Source organism: Paenibacillus sp. MCAF9 (genome assembly GCF_052114265.1).
Lineage (GTDB): Bacteria > Bacillota > Bacilli > Paenibacillales > Paenibacillaceae > Pristimantibacillus.
In genome coordinates this window covers 385051-400589 of record NZ_JBFREL010000002.1, presented here as the reverse complement: position 1 = coordinate 400589, position 15539 = coordinate 385051, and the positions used below count along the sequence as shown (strand labels likewise).

The following is a 15539-nucleotide window of genomic DNA, read 5'->3' as shown; positions in this document are numbered from 1 at the left end:
AATAGCTGTTTTTGCTTGATGGAGAAGTTAATCGAGTTAATGAAATACAGAGCGGAAGTGAGAGCATTATGGGCAGAAAATTTCGGTTACATCTTCAGTCTGCTACGAATTGGCTGGGACATCGATCGATGCAAAGCCGCCTTGTGGCGGCTTATATCGTCATATTATTAATCCCTAGCATCGGCGTATCGAACTATCTCTTTAATCAGATTAGGGATAGTTATATTAACGATACCTTTAAGCAAAGCCAATACTTGCTTGAAATGGAGAAAGTGAATGTTCTAAATCAGATTGAAGCTATGGAACGGGCTGCCCAGCTCACGCTATCGAAATCTGAAATTTTGGATTATATTTCAAAGGATGAAGATCTTCCTGTTGAAGAGCTCCTCGAATTATATCGCGGCGCCCTTACCGACATGATCAACATTCAAATCAATAATCCGAATATTGCCCATCTTCGTTTGTTTGCAAACAATGATCATATGTCCGAAGTTTGGCCGATTATTTTCCATGAACGCCGGATTCAAAAAGAGCCGTGGTACGCCAAGCTGGATCAATTGGATGGCAAGGAGATGTGGATATTCAAAGAGCAGGATCTCGACATTTTGCATCGTTACGTGACGGATGTTAACGAGCAAATGCCGAAGGTTTCACTCCTGCGCGTCGTGAATTCCGGAAGCAAGCGTATTGGGATTATCCAAGTCGAAATGCTGCTGAAGCAGTTCTCGCCTAAAGCGTTTGCCAATATTAAGGATGACGGGTCACAGATGATGCTTGCTGATGGCAACGGAACTATTTTTATGGATGACAATCAACCGTTTGTCGGCAGTGATCCAGAGCTTCATCAAGCCATTTTGCAAGAGTTCCGTGAAATGAATGAGCAAGGGGTTAAGGAAAAGCGATTTTCTGTAAATAAACATCCTTATTTGCTGGTCTCCACGCCTGTGGAACAAGTCAGTGCACATATTCTTAATGTGGTGTCGTTAAAAAATGTTGATGAACGCGTATCCAGAGCCGAGAGACAAATCATCGCTGCTAATATTATTTTGATCGGTCTATTGTCCTTCATAACGTATTTAATGAACTCCTTTATTCTCAAAAATCTGAGTCGTCTCACAGAGGCAATGAAGAAAGTAAGAAGAGGAGAAATGCCAACGGGGCTTCCTTTGGGCGGAGGCGGAGAAATAGGCGAGCTAGCGCATCATTTTAACAAATTAATTCATACCATTAATGAGCTAATTGCCCAGGGAGTTAAGAAGCAGGCGCTAACGAAAGAGGCGGAGCTGCGCACCCTGCACAGTCAGATCGACTCGCATTTTTTGTACAATACGCTCGAGAATATTAAGATGCTCGCAGAGATGGAAAACCAGCGGACGATATCCGATTCGCTCACCTCGCTTGGCGGGATGATGCGTTATAATTTCAAGTGGTCTGGCGAGTATGTAAGCTTACAGGATGAGCTTCGCCATATTCAGAATTATATTGCCGTCATGAATATTCGGTTCGACGAACCGATTCAGCTGGAACTAAATATACCACCGAAGCTGCTGGAGATTGAAGTGCTTAAGATGTCCCTGCAGCCAATCGTAGAAAATGCAGTAAAACATGCGTGGACGGGTGTGGAAGAGAGTACGAGCAAAATATTAATTGATGTTATTGAGGATGAGGATGAAGGCATTATCATCAGGCTAAGAGATAACGGCATGGGTATTGAAGCGGCCCGCTTGGAGCGGTTAAATGAAATGATTCACACCGATAATAGTAACGGGATTTCTTCAGAGAAAGAAGCGGGAAAAGGAAAACAAGCGTTTGGAATCGGCCTGCGCAATGTTCATCAGCGTATTCGGCTTTATTATGGCAAGCCATATGGATTACAGGTATATAGCAGAGAAGGGCAATTCACAGAAGTAGTCATTACCCTTCCTAAGGTACTGTTGATGGGAGGAAGTTCCGGATATGAGAACAATGCTGATCGTAGATGACGAGAAAAATATCCGTTTAGGGCTCAAGACAATGATTGAGAGAGAATTTCCCGAATTGTATCACATTCGAATGGCGATTCATGGAGAAGATGCGTTAACACAATATCGCAATGAACGAGCAGATATCGTAATTACAGATATTCGCATGCCGGTGATGGATGGAATTGAACTCATTAAGCAGCTAACTCAGGAGCCTAAGCCTGAGCAGAAACCGATCTTCATTATTTTAAGCGGCTATGACGATTTCTCCTATGCGAAGGCTGCGATTGAATACCAGGTTAAAGATTATTTGCTTAAGCCGATTCGGCGGGACGAGCTGTTTGAATCACTCACAAAGAGCGAGCACACGCTGCAAGCGCAAGCTGAATTAGCTGAGCGGGTAGCGGTAAGCGATACGTACCGTGAACAGCTGCGGATAAACAGGCTGAAGGAATGGTTCAGGCAGGATGACCCTGCTTACGATTTTGCAAATGATCTGGAAGCTAAAATCGGATTTGAGCAGTTTACTAGACCGCTTACTGTTGCCGTCCTGAAATATAAATCGGAGAGCGGCGACTCCATGAACAAAGAAGAATTCAAGCTGCTAGTGGAGAAAATGATGCAGCCGATTAAAGGCGTACTGGATGTCTCGTTTCTAGATAGTGAAGGCAAGCTCGTTCTGATTGGCAGCCCAGCATTGCAGTTCGAAGAATTGTTTAGGCAGGCTGGCGGGAAGGAACTGGATGGACTGCGCATGGGGATAAGCGCCGAGGGGAATGAAATCGAAGATCTGTTTCATTGTTATAAGCAAGCTTCTGAGGCGCTGCAATATTCATTCATTTATTCGAATTGCCGTCTGCTGCATCATGAAGACATTCGAGCTAAGCGGCAGTATTATCCGGTGCCAGAAGAAGAAATTCGCAAGCTTGGCAACATGCTCGGAACCGATCGGGAACGGGAGGTTCAGGAGCTGCTGAAGCAAATTTTCCATACCGAGGATATACCAAATGTAGATATTGGCTACTTAAAGCTGGTAGGCAAAATGATCAATGAGCAGGTTCTGGACGAAGTATTTCGTATTTACGGTGAAGAGTCGATCGAGGTATTGAAGCTGTATCGTAAAGTGGGCAGTATGGATAATTTCCGCAGCTTTCACGACTATTATCGGAGCTTGGAGCTGCTGCTCTCAAGCGTGAACGACTATGTCAGAGGCATACGCTCAGCGTATAGTGAGCATTCAGAGATTAAAGCAGCGGTTAATTATATGGAGGATAACTATTATCGTTCGCTTAATATGGCTGTTGTGAGCAATTATGTTGGCCTTAATTACTCCTATTTCAGTGAAGCGTTCAAGGTTCATACAGGCGAGAATTTTGTATTGTTTCTGAAAAAAATTCGTATTCGCAAAAGCAAAGAGCTGCTGCTCGAAGGCAATCAGAAGATGCAGGAAATCGGCAGCGCCGTTGGCTTTGAGAACAGCAAGCAGTTTTCTCGTGTGTTTAAGGAGCTTGAGGGAATATCGCCGCAGGAATATCGAATCAAGGTTAGATCAGATGCAGATCAGAGCAAAGAATCGGTAGAACATAGGGTTTAGAGGGGAGGAGCTGCGGGCTCCTCTTTTTTTATTTTCCTTTGTTAACCTCCGATTACGCTAACTTTCACTTTTCCATTGGCTTTCCATATCTCACTAAAACATGCCAGAGTAATTTTAATTCTTGCAGAACTTCTTTGTAGGTTCCTCTATCGCTCCAATGATTTGGATTTCGTTTCAAGTCCATAGCTGCTGCGCCAATCATATTGACATCAATAAAATCACTTTGCGCAATTCTTTTGGCTAGCGAAGGCATCGAAGGACCTCTAAAATGGATAGGAACCTCATCCACTAAAAGGGTAAAGCCCCTATGCCAGTAAAGATCAATGGAATACTTTAAACATAGCTGTTCTAAGATTCGTCCTGTATGCGTGCCCTTAAATGATGGATCGGCAATAAGCGTCTTAACGTCTTTTTTAAGTGAAATGTCACCATGAACCTGAGCTTCGATATAGTGGTCCAGATTTTGATTTGGCTCTTTGTTTGATGGATTTTGGAATGGTTTTTCAAGATTGACGAGCATATGGTCGATTAACTTTCGAACCGTCAGATTGTTTTCACCAATGGCAAAATTATTATAGAACGCATCCCTCATGAGAGCAGCCAAAATAAGGTCAAATTCCTTATACGTCCCCTTTTCCTTAGGGTTTTGGTGAGAATCCAAATAAGTATAAGTGCAACGATGAGAGACCTCAGCGGATAAAAGAAAATAACATGATCCAAACCGTGGAGCAGGATAATTCCATAGGCAGAAGAATCCCTTCCCTTTTTATAGAATCATAAAACAGGATGGACAGTAAGGGAAATGCAGATAGCATTATTAAAAATACTTTATTTTTTTCTGACAATAGAAAGTTATCATGTATAATGATTTACATATGTTGTAAGTGTTCAACGTCACCATGTTTAATGATTCTAATAGGTAGACTACATGGCAGAGGTGGGGGAGTAATGGTGTGAGTCACTCCGTTCAAGAAGTTTACGAAAAAAAGACGGCAGGCTTGAAGCAAACGACGGAATCTGATCATGAAGCCGCTGTAAAAGCAGCAATTGTTCAGATGGTAGAACGTATGGAAGATTCGACTCTTTCGACGGGGATGCTGGCAAAGCTTATTTCGTACAGTCCTTTTCATTTTGATCGTATCTTTCGCTCCACCACAGGCATTCCGCCTCGGCTGTATTTATCTGCTCTTCGCTTTCAATGGAGTAAAAAGCTGCTATTGAAATCTACTTTATCAGCCACTGATGTTGGTCAAACGGTGGGATACAGCAGTTTTAGCACCTTTTCTTCCAAATTCTCAAGTTTTATCGGGCTTTCGCCGCAGCAGTTTAGACATTTTATAGAGAGCAGGTCGCTTGGGCTCAATGAACTTCGATCCATTCGTTTGCCAGAGGGCATTAAGACTCTTTCGGCCGTAGAGGGGTATGTTATGGCGTCAGAATCGCTTCATGGCGTGATTTGTATCGGCTTGTTTCCTAGGCCAATTCCTATGGGCAAGCCAGTGGGATGCACCATGGTGTTTGAGTCAGGAGCATACGTGATACCGAATGTTCCCGATGGAACGTACTATATCATGTCTATCGCATTTTCATGGGATGCTTCTCTCGATGAGTATCTGCATCCGCAGCACTCTTGGCGTGGCAAGGCAAGCGGGAAAATCACTGTAACAGATGGCGTTGCTAAAGGCGAATCCAATGTTACCCTTCGACCTCCAACGTTTTATGATCCGCCTATATTGATTTCCTTTCCCGTTCTCGTTCAAGCTTTTCTAAATAGGCTGGAGGGATAAAAGATAGCAAACTAGAAGAAGCAAAATTGACGGTTTATGGCTATTCTTTTTGTAGAGTCTTATCAGACTACTGCAAAAAGAGGAGTGAACGTTATGTCACGCGTTATTCATTTTGAAATAGAAACTAGAAATCCAGAGGGAAAAATGGCATTTTACGAAGAGGTTTTTGGTTGGAAGTTCCAAGAGATGATGGAGGGGTACTGGATAATCATTACGGGCGAGGATGGAGAGGAAGGAATTGACGGTGGGCTCATGCGCAGCTCTACAGAAGAGGCACTGCGAACCGTTAATTCAATTACCGTGGCGGATCTGGATGAATATTTGGGCAAGGTCGAGCGGGCAGGCGGCAAAGTTACCTCCGCCAAGATGGAAATTGCTGAAGTCGGCGACTTTGCTTATTGCGAAGACTCTGAAGGTCTTGCATTTGGCGTGATTCAGTTTTTCAAAAAAGAATGAATTAGTCATTATATTGGGGGAATATTTATGAGCAATGTGAAAACGCAAAGCTATGAGAACCATGGGCAATATGCACCTTTGTATCATTTTATACTGGCGCCCATTGCGCTTATCCTATTTGTTGCGTCGATTGTTCATATATTTAAAGAGCAATTCAGCTTCTCTTCGCTATTAATTTTTGGTCTTTCTGTATGTGCAGTTCTATTGGGTGCGGTTGTCCGTCAGTTCGCAACGAAGCTGCAGGATCGCAGCATTGTTCACGAGGAGAATTTTCGGCATTTCAGGCTTACAGGCAAACCATTGGATACAAGACTTAGCGTGCAGCAAATCATTGCTTTGCGTTTTGCGGAGGATGATGCTTTTCCTGCATTATGCGTGAAGGCTGTTGAAGCGGGAATGAATTCCGGGACGATCAAGAAATCGATTACGAAGTGGCGAGCGGATCATAACCGCGTTTAAAAGCAGGACGATAACAAGGAAAGAGCAAGGATGGGCTCTAGCCGTCCTTGCTCATTTTCTGTTTATATCTTTGGATATATACCGGTCTCATGCGTCGTGCCAATACGCTTTTTTCTACTCATTAGCATTTCAATAAACAGTAGATTTGGTACCCAGCAAATCCAAGCAATAACGAAGAATGATTCATTCGTATCCGTTATTTTCCAAATACCAGCTGCGAGTGCAGTATACAAGCGGAGTGTAATTGCAGCGCAGGTAAGAGCATAGTTTCTCGCCATCCAGCGTCCATGCTCAGCCTTATTCCGGTGGGCGATAATGCTTTTTAACGCGCGATAAAGGGAATACAGCCATAAAATAGATAAGGTGCCGAAGCCAACCTTTGCGACCAGCCCGCCGTTCGCGTAAAAAGCGAGATACAGGCCAGTGATGCCGCCAATTCCAATCATTGCAGCATAAATATAGCCGATCGTGCGGTGTACTTTTGGCGAGCGATGCCGAAACCGCTTGATGAATTGAAACCAGCCGATTGCAATCGCTATTCCAGCAGAAACGGCATGGCCCCATAGAACGCTGTACCATAGGTCAGGCATGCTTCCTTTTTCTGTGACAAAGCCCTGCTCCTTAATGCCGTCAGGTGATCCGTACAAAAGCAAAGCGTATGCCCCAACCGCTAACGCCAAAAAAGCCAATATTCCAAGCGACCACGAACGACCGGCACTTCCTCGTACACGCATCAGTTTACCTCCGAATTTCATCGTTATTTACTGTTAATGAAAATGTATCATTTAAGCTTATTCCGCCTCAAGCGGCTGGCGACGGAGCTGCGGCTACGTCTTAAGTCTAATAGGTCGATCCGCTGATAAAGACAAAATTGCCTCAATTCCGACGGAGATCATGTTAACTTACAAATAGATTTTTATCTTAAATTTTAAATTGGCGGTATTTGAGTTATTATAGTGTTTGTCTAATTTTATGAAGTAAAAGTATATTAAGATTCTCCATCAACATAAACTGTGTGTTGCGTGTGGTGGTTATGTACCTATCAGGGTGAATTACATAAGAGGAGGAATATAGCAATGACTATCTTAAATTTAACGGACAACACCTACGATAAGTTGGTTTCTGAACAGGATGCCGTCTTGGTGGAATTTTGGGCGGAATGGTGTACGCTCTGTAAACAAATGAAGCCGATTCTAGAGGAAATCGATCAAGCTTATGCAGGTAAAGTAACGGTGGCCATGGTGGATGTAGCCATGGAAACGAAAGTGACAGAGCAAATGGGAGTCATGAGTTTACCAGCTTTGTTTATTTACAAAAAGGGTGAGCTAGTCGGGAAAGTGACAGGATTTGTACCGAAAGAAACGTTAACGGGCGCCATCAATCAACTCATCCCATAGTGGATTTAAATCAAATCAAGCCACTGCTGATCTAAAGTCAGCAGCTTTTTTATGGAAATAGTTATTGACAACATAGGGTAGGGGGGTATACTATACGAATGTAAATCAAATCAAGGAGGAATACGAAATGTCAGGAAATTCAAAAGCTTTGACTAATGTGAATCCGCTAAGATGGAAGGCATTGTTTTTGCTATGCTTGGCTCAGTTCATCGTTATCATGGATACATCCATCATCGGGGTTGCTCTCCCAGCTGTTAAAGAAGCACTTGGTTACTCGCAAAACAACCTGCAATGGGTATTTAATGCGTATGTCATTTTCTTCGGGGGATTATTGCTGCTAGGGGGCCGACTTTCCGATCTATTCGGTCAACGCAAGATGTTTATGCTCGGATTTATAATTTTGTCACTTGCTTCGCTGTTAGCCGGATTAGCTTGGTCCCAGGAGTCGATGAATATCGGCCGCGCCATTCAAGGATTTGGATCTGCGCTAATCGCTCCAGCTGCATTGACCATCATCATGCAACTCTTTGCCGCTAACCCTAAGGAGTTAAACAAAGCTTTCGGCTTCTGGGGAGCATCCGCAGCAGCAGGCGGAACCGCCGGGGTTTTCCTTGGAGGAGTCATCACGGAATGGCTCAGTTGGAATTGGACATTCCTAATCAACATCCCCGTTGGTTTGTTCGCTATTTTGTACAGTCTGTATGTCCTTCCAAAAGGAACAAAAAGCAAAGGCAGCATTGATATCTTAGGCTCACTGACGGTCACAGCTGCGTTGGTGCTGGCGGTATATGCGATCGTCACTTCGGAGCATAACGGATGGGGGGCGCAAACATTTGGTCTATTGGCCATTGCTGCTGTACTGTTCATTCTGTTTCTGATCGTGCAAGCGAAGAAAAAAGATCCGCTCGTACCTCTACGGATATTTAGAGCTCCAAATCTACTTGCGAGCAATGTCATTTTGGCAACTCTTTCAGGTGCTTGGATTCCGCTTTGGTTTTTCTTAAATCTGTATCTTCAACAGGTTTTGAAGTATTCGGCATTCATGGGCGGGGTTGCTCTGGTGCCGATGACGATCCTCATCATGATCTTGATGGTCGCAGTCATGGGAAGGCTTGTCGGCAAGTTCGGCATCAAAGGAAATCTCGTCATTGGTATGCTTATATTAGCAGGATCACTGTTGCTGTTCGCTGGGAATACGCCAGAGGATGGAAACTTCGTTACCAACGTACTATGGGCTTCTCTACTCGGGGCACTTGGCATGTCAATGGCTTATATCCCGGCAACAATTTCCTCCTTGTCGGGGGCAAGGCCGGAAGAATCCGGTTTGGCGTCGGGCTTATCGAATATGAGCTATCAGATTGGTTCAGCCATTGGATTAGCTGTCATGGTTGCCGTATCCTCTTCCTGGACAAAAGGGGAGCTAGATAAAGGGATCGATCAAATCGCAGCATTAAATACGGGTTTTCACTCCGCATTCGTTGGAGCAGCTATCATAGCTATCGTGGGTGCGCTTATCGCGTTGATTTTTATCCGTAAAGGGAAAACGTCAGAGAATTGAAAATGAGATAGCATAATAATCAGTCGTGTTATTCACGGCTGATTTGCTGCTTTATCAGAGCTTTGCATCAGATAGGGTTAGGGGGTATAATAGGGCATAAGGGGAGGGGATAAGCCATGGAAAATGAATTAACGGTTGCATCCGCTGGACATGAAAATCATCACCATCATCAACATAGCCATCACTCCGAGAAGACCAAGATAAACCTGACCAGTCGCCTGAACCGAATTGAAGGACAAATTCGAGGGATCAAAGGGTTAATCGAAAAAGATACGTACTGCGATGACGTGCTCAATCAGATCGCGTCGGTTCAATCGGCTCTAAACGGCGTCGGAAAATTACTTCTCGAGAACCATATGAAAAGCTGTGTCGTTGAAAAAATTCAATCGGGCGAACATGGAGTCATTGATGAATTGCTGACGACAATAAATAAACTAATGAAATGATGTTCGGAGCAAATGTGCGTTTGCACATTTGCTTTTAAATTTTATTCATCAACTTCGCTTGACAAATATAGGGTACGGGGGTATTCTATACTTATCGTTACCATTAATTACAAAGATCGTGTTGGAGTCTTCGTAAAGCAGCTTTAGCAACCCCACTCTCATAAAGGTGCGGAAGAAGTGGGCATGCCATTCGTTCATTGGCTGGATGAAGCATTCACCGGCTTGGAAGTGTCGATTCTAATAAAATCGGGTATGCAGGCTGCACCCTTGGAACAAGTGAACCGTTTGCGAAAGGGAAGTGTTACTAAGCTTGTCGGTTGAATCAACTTCAAGGAAGCCATCAATAATTTATTATTTTGTCGTTAATATACTATAGTGGGGTATTGTATGTTGACGAAACAAATGAGACGGAGGAATTAAAAATGAAAAACGTAATGTTAAATGTAGAAGGAATGACTTGCGGCAGCTGTGTTCGTAGGATTGAAGGTGCAGTCGAAACTCTCGGTGCAAAAGCAACTGTTGATCGAGCCGCAGGCCTGGTTGAATTGGTGTATGACGACAGTGAAATCTCATTGGATGCCATTGTCGAAACGATTGAGAAACAGGGTTACGATGTCGTGAAATAAAAACGTCGCATAGATAAGATGGTAATACGACAGAAGAATAGGTGATGATCATGAGCAGTTCTAATCAAGCAGTATCTACCGGGCAAGCCACACTACAGATCACTGGCATGACTTGCGCAGCATGTGCGAGCCGTATAGAGAAAGGTCTGAATAAGCTGGAAGGCGTTGCACAAGCAAACGTAAACTTCGCCATGGAGCAAGCATCCGTCAACTTTGACCCTTCTCAAGTGAACATGTCCCAATTGGAACAGAAAATTCAAGCTCTGGGGTACGGTACGGTAAAGGAGTCCATTGACTTCGATATTGTAGGCATGACCTGCGCAGCATGCGCCACGCGCATCGAGAAGGGCCTAAACAAAATGAGCGGCGTAAAAGCGACGGTAAACTTAGCTTTGGAGACGGCGCATGTGGAATTTATTCCATCCATGACAAGTGCTGCGGATATGATCAAGAAAGTCGAGCAGATCGGCTATAAAGCTAAACCAAAGAGCGAGCAGACGAATGAAAGCGATCATAAGAAAAAGGAAGTCCGCAGCCTGCAGATACGGTTGATTGTATCAGCTATTCTCTCTTTGCCGCTTCTCTGGGCTATGGTTGGGCATTTCTCCTTTACGTCATGGATATGGGTGCCTGAGATTTTCATGAATCCATGGTTTCAATTGATATTAGCTACCCCGGTACAGTTCATTATTGGCAGCCGTTTCTATGTCGGAGCCTACAAGGCGCTGCGCAATGGCAGTGCGAATATGGATGTATTGGTAGCGCTCGGCACATCTGCCGCCTACTTCTATAGTGTTTACTTAACGATCGAATCAATAAATGCATCCGCACATCATCAGGTTGAGATGTATTATGAGACGAGTGCTGTGCTGATTACATTAATTTTGCTGGGTAAATTATTCGAGACGCTGGCGAAAGGCCGATCTTCAGAAGCGATTAAAGCATTGATGGGCTTACAAGCCAAGTCGGCTATCGTCATACGGGATGGTCAGGAAGTTAGTATTCCAATAGAAGACGTAGTAACTGGAGATGTATTCCTAGTTAAACCCGGCGAGAAAGTGCCAGTCGATGGTGTAGTGCTTGAAGGGTTATCGGCAGTCGATGAATCGATGTTAACCGGTGAAAGTATCCCGGTAGATAAGCAGACAGGAGATCAAGTCATTGGAGCAACGCTGAACAAAAATGGCGTGCTTAAAGTTAGAGCGACTAAAGTCGGAAAAGAAACGGCGCTTTCCCAAATCATCAAAGTCGTAGAGGAAGCGCAAGGCTCGAAAGCGCCGATTCAAAGGGTAGCTGACGTGATCTCTGGCATATTCGTCCCGATCGTTGTAGGGATCGCGATCGTCACTTTCTTGATTTGGTACTTCGCTGTTGATGCAGGCAATTTCGCAGAGGCGTTGGAGAAGGCAATTGCCGTTCTGGTTATAGCATGCCCGTGTGCGCTAGGTCTTGCTACGCCAACATCGATCATGGCTGGTTCGGGTCGATCCGCTGAACTCGGTATTTTGTTCAAAGGCGGCGAGCATTTAGAATCCACGCATCGCATTAACACCATTATATTGGATAAAACGGGAACGGTAACGAAAGGCAAGCCGGAATTGACGGATGTACGGATTGAGCAAGGCTATAATCGGGAACAGCTCTTGTCCTGGATTGCTGCAGCGGAGAAGAATTCGGAGCATCCGTTAGCGGAAGCAATCGTGGCTGGCATTCAAGAGCAAGGTATTTCTCTCCCATCGACCGATTCCTTTCAAGCGATACCTGGTTTTGGCATTGAAGCTTCAGTTCAAGGGAACGAATTGCTAATAGGAACCCGAAAGTTATTGGCGAAAGCTAACGTGAACGCGGAGTCCGCTTTTGAGGAAATGAGCCGACTGGAGTCGGTTGGAAAAACAGCGATGCTGGTTGCGGTTAACGGAAAGTACGCTGGAATGGTAGCCGTAGCAGACACGATTAAAGATACGTCGAAGCAAGCAGTTGCCAGATTAAAGCAGCTCGGTTTGGAAGTCGTGATGATGACTGGCGACAATGAACGTACGGCGAAAGCCATTGCGAGCCAAGTTGGAATCGACCATGTGCTGGCGGAAGTGCTGCCTGATGGCAAAGCCAACGAGGTCAAGCGATTGCAAGAGAGCGGTAAGAAGGTCGCAATGGTTGGAGATGGAATTAACGATGCACCAGCATTGGCAATTGCGGATATCGGGATGGCAATCGGAACGGGAACCGATGTGGCCATGGAGGCTGCGGATGTTACCTTAATGCGCGGTGACTTGAACAGTATTCCGGACGCGATCTCGATGAGTAAGAAAACGATGGTAAACATTAAGCAAAACTTGTTCTGGGCGCTTGCTTATAATGTCATCGGCATCCCGATTGCAGCGCTTGGATTCCTTGCACCATGGCTCGCTGGAGCAGCTATGGCTTTAAGCTCCGTCTCCGTTGTGCTGAATGCGCTGCGTCTACAAAGGGCAAAAGTTTAAAGTTATTCATATCCTGGAGGCTAAGATGAAACGAATTTATTTGATCGGATTGCTAGCTGTACTCGTTTTTGTTGCTGCTTGCGGAAAACAAAATAAACAAGAAACAGAAAATCATGGTGCTCATGGCGGGCATTCTCAAGCTGTATCACCCGCTGCATCCAGTGCCGGAGAGCACGGAGCTCACGGAGGAGAACATGCTGGCGAGACGAAGAAGCTAGAGACGAATCCCGTTTGGAAATGGTCAGAAGAAACGCCGAAATCTGGAGAGAAAACCGTAATAACCGTACAAATTCAAGATACGGACGGAAAGGCCATCGAGGCATTTGATATTAATCACGAGAAGAAGCTCCATCTCATCGCAGTCAGCAAAGATTTATCTTACTTTGACCACATCCATCCGGAGTACAAAGGGAATGGGCAATTCGAAATCACGACATCGTTCCCTTTCGGTGGAGACTATAAGTTATTCGCCGACTATATTCCTACCGGCGGCTCCGCCACAACGAAGTCTGAATGGATCAAGGTAGAAGGGCTAGCCGCTGAACAAGTTCCGATTAAACCATCGGATGAACATTCCGTAATCGTGGACGGAGTAGAAATCACACTCGAAAACAATCATCCGAAAGCCGGTAAAGAAATGGAGTTGAACTTCAAACTTTCGGATGCGAAATCCAAAGATCCGATAACGGATTTAGAGCCTTACCTAGGCGCAGTTGGGCACGTTGTGATTCTAAGCGAAGATACAGAGCAGTATTTGCATGTACACCCGCTGGAGGAAAAAGCGAAAGGCCCGGATGCGAAATTCATGACGACTTTCCCGAGTGCCGGTGTATATAAGATCTGGGGGCAATTTCAACGAAACGGTAAAACGTTTATCAGCCCTTTTGTAGTTGAAGTGAAATAAATGAATCTTAAGTCCGCGTAAAATCGCGGGCTTTTTTTTAGTTATTGGACAATGTTCCTGTCATCTGACACAAATAGGCTATGGTATAGTAAGGAAATAGAATGAAAATATATAATGACTTTACATAGATAGGATAGGTGGGACGGCTTGAAACAACGCATATTGCTCGTAGAGGACGATCGATCGATTAGCGAAATGGTAGAGGCTTATTTGACGTTAGAAGGCTTTCATATCGTACATGCGGCAGATGGTGAAGAAGCACTGCGGTTATTTTCTCAGGAAACGTATGATTTAATATTGCTGGATGTCATGCTGCCTAAGCTGAATGGCATTGATTTTCTGAAGAAGATTAGGGAGCATAGTCTTCTTCCAGTTCTCATTTTATCTGCTAAGGATGGCGATGTGGACAAAGCTTTAGGATTAGGATTCGGAGCGGATGACTATCTGGCCAAACCGTTCTCTATGATCGAACTGCTCGCAAGAGTAAAAGCTGCAATTCGCAGAGCAACGCTATACTCAGGTGTTCAGAATCAGGCAGCGCCTAGTGTACTTCATGTTCATGAGCTTACAATCGATACGGACAATATTGATGTAAACAAACGGGGCAAGTCGATTAAGCTTACTTCAAAGGAATGGCAGATCATAAAGCTTCTAACGATGAACCCAACCAAAGTGTTTACGAAGGAGCAAATTTACAGGTCGGTATGGAACGATGATTACTTTGGAGATGAGAACGTAATAAACGTTCATATCAGCCGTTTGAGAGAGAAGATCGAAGACGATCCATCATCGCCGCAATATATAAAGACGTTATGGGGCATCGGATATAAGCTGGGAGAATTTTAATATGGTTTATAGCTTAGTAGGTATCATTGTCATACTCGCCATTTTAAATGTCATTCAGTATCAAATGAAGCGGGCTAGAAGCTCCGACTTACGGTATATTGCAAACCAGATCAGCAGACAGCTGGAGCAGCACTCTTCGGAAATGCTGCTCCTCATGACAGATGATCGCGAATTGAAGCTGCTGCTGGTCGAGTTAAACCGCCTCTTCACAGATAATCAAAATAAGCTGGCACAGTTTACTAAAACGAACCATTCCATGAGGAAAATGCTTGCTAACTTCTCGCATGATCTAAAAACACCGCTAACCGTCGTGCTCGGCTATGCCGAGATGATACAAGGCAGCCGTGAGATGGCATTTGAAGAAAGAGAGCGTCTTCTGCGGCTGATTCATGAAAAAACGCTGGAGATCATTAAGCTGATGAACGTTTTTTTCGATTTAGCTAGATTAGAAGCGGGTGACAACGACATCACGCTATCGCGAATACATATGAACGAGCTGTGCAAAAAAAGCATTTTGTCCTTTTACGATCTGGTGCAGGCAAGCGGTTATGAAGCAGATATTCAAATTCCAGAAGAAGCGATCTATGCTTTAGGGAATGAGGAAGCGCTGGAGCGGGTGCTCAGCAATTTATTGTCCAATGCCATTCGTTACGGCAGCGATGGGAAGAGAATTGGGATTGTTATGAGCGTTGACGATTCGCATGTTAGGATTGACGTTTCGGATTGCGGCAAAGGCATTAGCGCTCGAAATCAGGAGCTTGTTTTTGAAAGGATGTTTACGCTGGAGGAGTCTAGAAACAAGGATTTCCAGGGAAGTGGATTGGGCTTAACGATTACGAAAAGACTCGTGGAGGAAATGAATGGCGAGATCACATTGCATAGCATCCCGTTTGAGAAAACGACGTTCACGGTTAAGCTCAAACGCATGACCTATTAGCAACTTAAGATTTTTGTTAGAAATAAGCAACAAATAAGATAAAGGTGTTCGATAAACTGAGAACTAGTTACAACATGGAAAGAAGGAG

At 44.4% G+C, this 15539-nt stretch carries 15 protein-coding genes and 1 pseudogene; 14 read left to right on the top strand and 2 right to left on the bottom strand.

The genetic code is table 11. From position 1 onward, the window contains the following. Positions 1-68: 68 nt before the first annotated feature. Together AB4Z45_RS04585 and AB4Z45_RS04580 are read left to right on the top strand one after the other, a co-directional pair. Positions 69-1982 carry a histidine kinase gene (locus tag AB4Z45_RS04585; RefSeq protein ID WP_441908102.1) on the top strand — a complete coding sequence of 638 codons (1914 nt, stop codon included), beginning with the start codon at positions 69-71 and terminating at the stop codon, positions 1980-1982. Then, on the top strand, positions 1957-3555 hold the full coding sequence (locus tag AB4Z45_RS04580) for a response regulator transcription factor (RefSeq protein WP_441908101.1): 1599 nt from the start codon (positions 1957-1959) through the stop codon (positions 3553-3555). The genes AB4Z45_RS04585 and AB4Z45_RS04580 overlap by 26 nt, the downstream gene beginning before the upstream one ends. Positions 3556-3619: 64 nt before the next feature. On the opposite strand, the pseudogene AB4Z45_RS04575 reads toward AB4Z45_RS04580, so the two are convergent. Next, positions 3620-4288: pseudogene (locus AB4Z45_RS04575) on the bottom strand (DUF3626 domain-containing protein); the annotation flags it as partial. Positions 4289-4508: 220 nt separating this feature from the next. Between AB4Z45_RS04575 and AB4Z45_RS04570 the strand changes: the two are divergent. The 3 genes from AB4Z45_RS04570 to AB4Z45_RS04560 all read left to right on the top strand — a co-directional run bounded on the left by AB4Z45_RS04570 (position 4509) and on the right by AB4Z45_RS04560 (position 6257). After that, positions 4509-5342, top strand: a complete 834-nt coding sequence (locus tag AB4Z45_RS04570; protein WP_441908100.1) for a helix-turn-helix domain-containing protein — start codon at positions 4509-4511, stop codon at positions 5340-5342. Between the two features lie 93 nt (positions 5343-5435). Then, positions 5436-5798 (top strand): VOC family protein, encoded by a 363-nt coding sequence (locus AB4Z45_RS04565; protein WP_441908099.1) that lies wholly within the window; start codon positions 5436-5438, stop codon positions 5796-5798. 27 nt (positions 5799-5825) lie between these two features. Continuing rightward, positions 5826-6257: a DUF6526 family protein gene (locus AB4Z45_RS04560; protein WP_441908098.1), complete on the top strand. Its 432-nt coding sequence runs from the start codon at positions 5826-5828 to the stop codon at positions 6255-6257. A gap of 62 nt (positions 6258-6319) precedes the next feature. Here the strand turns inward: AB4Z45_RS04560 and AB4Z45_RS04555 are convergent, their stop codons facing one another. After that, positions 6320-6991, bottom strand: a complete 672-nt coding sequence (locus AB4Z45_RS04555) for a DUF2306 domain-containing protein (RefSeq protein ID WP_441908097.1) — start codon at positions 6989-6991, stop codon at positions 6320-6322. 342 nt (positions 6992-7333) lie between these two features. Here AB4Z45_RS04555 and AB4Z45_RS04550 point away from each other — a divergent pair, with 342 nt between their 5' ends. The 9 genes from AB4Z45_RS04550 to AB4Z45_RS04510 all read left to right on the top strand — a co-directional run bounded on the left by AB4Z45_RS04550 (position 7334) and on the right by AB4Z45_RS04510 (position 15451). Further along, a complete protein-coding gene (locus AB4Z45_RS04550) occupies positions 7334-7654 on the top strand; it encodes a thioredoxin family protein (RefSeq protein ID WP_441908096.1) in 321 nt (106 codons plus the stop codon). A 127-nt stretch (positions 7655-7781) separates the two neighbouring features. Further along, complete coding sequence (locus tag AB4Z45_RS04545) at positions 7782-9212, top strand: MFS transporter (RefSeq protein WP_441908095.1); 1431 nt, start codon at positions 7782-7784, stop codon at positions 9210-9212. A 116-nt stretch (positions 9213-9328) separates the two neighbouring features. Next, the gene (locus AB4Z45_RS04540) at positions 9329-9658 is read left to right on the top strand and encodes a metal-sensitive transcriptional regulator (RefSeq protein ID WP_076268759.1); all 330 of its coding nucleotides are present in this window, start codon (positions 9329-9331) and stop codon (positions 9656-9658) included. Positions 9659-9841: 183 nt separating this feature from the next. Beyond that, a complete protein-coding gene (locus tag AB4Z45_RS04535) occupies positions 9842-9979 on the top strand; it encodes a hypothetical protein (RefSeq protein ID WP_441908094.1) in 138 nt (45 codons plus the stop codon). A 101-nt stretch (positions 9980-10080) separates the two neighbouring features. Next, complete coding sequence (locus tag AB4Z45_RS04530) at positions 10081-10284, top strand: cation transporter (RefSeq protein ID WP_054026361.1); 204 nt, start codon at positions 10081-10083, stop codon at positions 10282-10284. A gap of 50 nt (positions 10285-10334) precedes the next feature. Continuing rightward, positions 10335-12764 carry a heavy metal translocating P-type ATPase gene (locus tag AB4Z45_RS04525; RefSeq protein WP_441908093.1) on the top strand — a complete coding sequence of 810 codons (2430 nt, stop codon included), beginning with the start codon at positions 10335-10337 and terminating at the stop codon, positions 12762-12764. A 25-nt stretch (positions 12765-12789) separates the two neighbouring features. Continuing rightward, complete coding sequence (locus AB4Z45_RS04520) at positions 12790-13668, top strand: hypothetical protein (RefSeq protein WP_441908092.1); 879 nt, start codon at positions 12790-12792, stop codon at positions 13666-13668. Positions 13669-13815: 147 nt separating this feature from the next. Then, on the top strand, positions 13816-14514 hold the full coding sequence (locus tag AB4Z45_RS04515) for a response regulator transcription factor (RefSeq protein ID WP_441908091.1): 699 nt from the start codon (positions 13816-13818) through the stop codon (positions 14512-14514). Between the two features lies 1 nt (position 14515). Continuing rightward, positions 14516-15451, top strand: coding sequence for a sensor histidine kinase (locus AB4Z45_RS04510; protein WP_441908090.1), 936 nt, complete (start codon positions 14516-14518; stop codon positions 15449-15451). Positions 15452-15539 lie beyond the last annotated feature (88 nt).

Coding starts and splice junctions, on each gene's coding strand:
- AB4Z45_RS04585 (WP_441908102.1), top strand. CDS start 69: ATGGGCAGAAAATTTCGGTTACATCTTCAGTCTGCTACGAATTGGCTG.
- AB4Z45_RS04580 (WP_441908101.1), top strand. CDS start 1,957: ATGAGAACAATGCTGATCGTAGATGACGAGAAAAATATCCGTTTAGGG.
- AB4Z45_RS04565 (WP_441908099.1), top strand. CDS start 5,436: ATGTCACGCGTTATTCATTTTGAAATAGAAACTAGAAATCCAGAGGGA.
- AB4Z45_RS04560 (WP_441908098.1), top strand. CDS start 5,826: ATGAGCAATGTGAAAACGCAAAGCTATGAGAACCATGGGCAATATGCA.
- AB4Z45_RS04555 (WP_441908097.1), bottom strand. CDS start 6,991: ATGCGTGTACGAGGAAGTGCCGGTCGTTCGTGGTCGCTTGGAATATTG.
- AB4Z45_RS04550 (WP_441908096.1), top strand. CDS start 7,334: ATGACTATCTTAAATTTAACGGACAACACCTACGATAAGTTGGTTTCT.
- AB4Z45_RS04545 (WP_441908095.1), top strand. CDS start 7,782: ATGTCAGGAAATTCAAAAGCTTTGACTAATGTGAATCCGCTAAGATGG.
- AB4Z45_RS04540 (WP_076268759.1), top strand. CDS start 9,329: ATGGAAAATGAATTAACGGTTGCATCCGCTGGACATGAAAATCATCAC.
- AB4Z45_RS04535 (WP_441908094.1), top strand. CDS start 9,842: ATGCCATTCGTTCATTGGCTGGATGAAGCATTCACCGGCTTGGAAGTG.
- AB4Z45_RS04530 (WP_054026361.1), top strand. CDS start 10,081: ATGAAAAACGTAATGTTAAATGTAGAAGGAATGACTTGCGGCAGCTGT.
- AB4Z45_RS04525 (WP_441908093.1), top strand. CDS start 10,335: ATGAGCAGTTCTAATCAAGCAGTATCTACCGGGCAAGCCACACTACAG.
- AB4Z45_RS04520 (WP_441908092.1), top strand. CDS start 12,790: ATGAAACGAATTTATTTGATCGGATTGCTAGCTGTACTCGTTTTTGTT.
- AB4Z45_RS04510 (WP_441908090.1), top strand. CDS start 14,516: ATGGTTTATAGCTTAGTAGGTATCATTGTCATACTCGCCATTTTAAAT.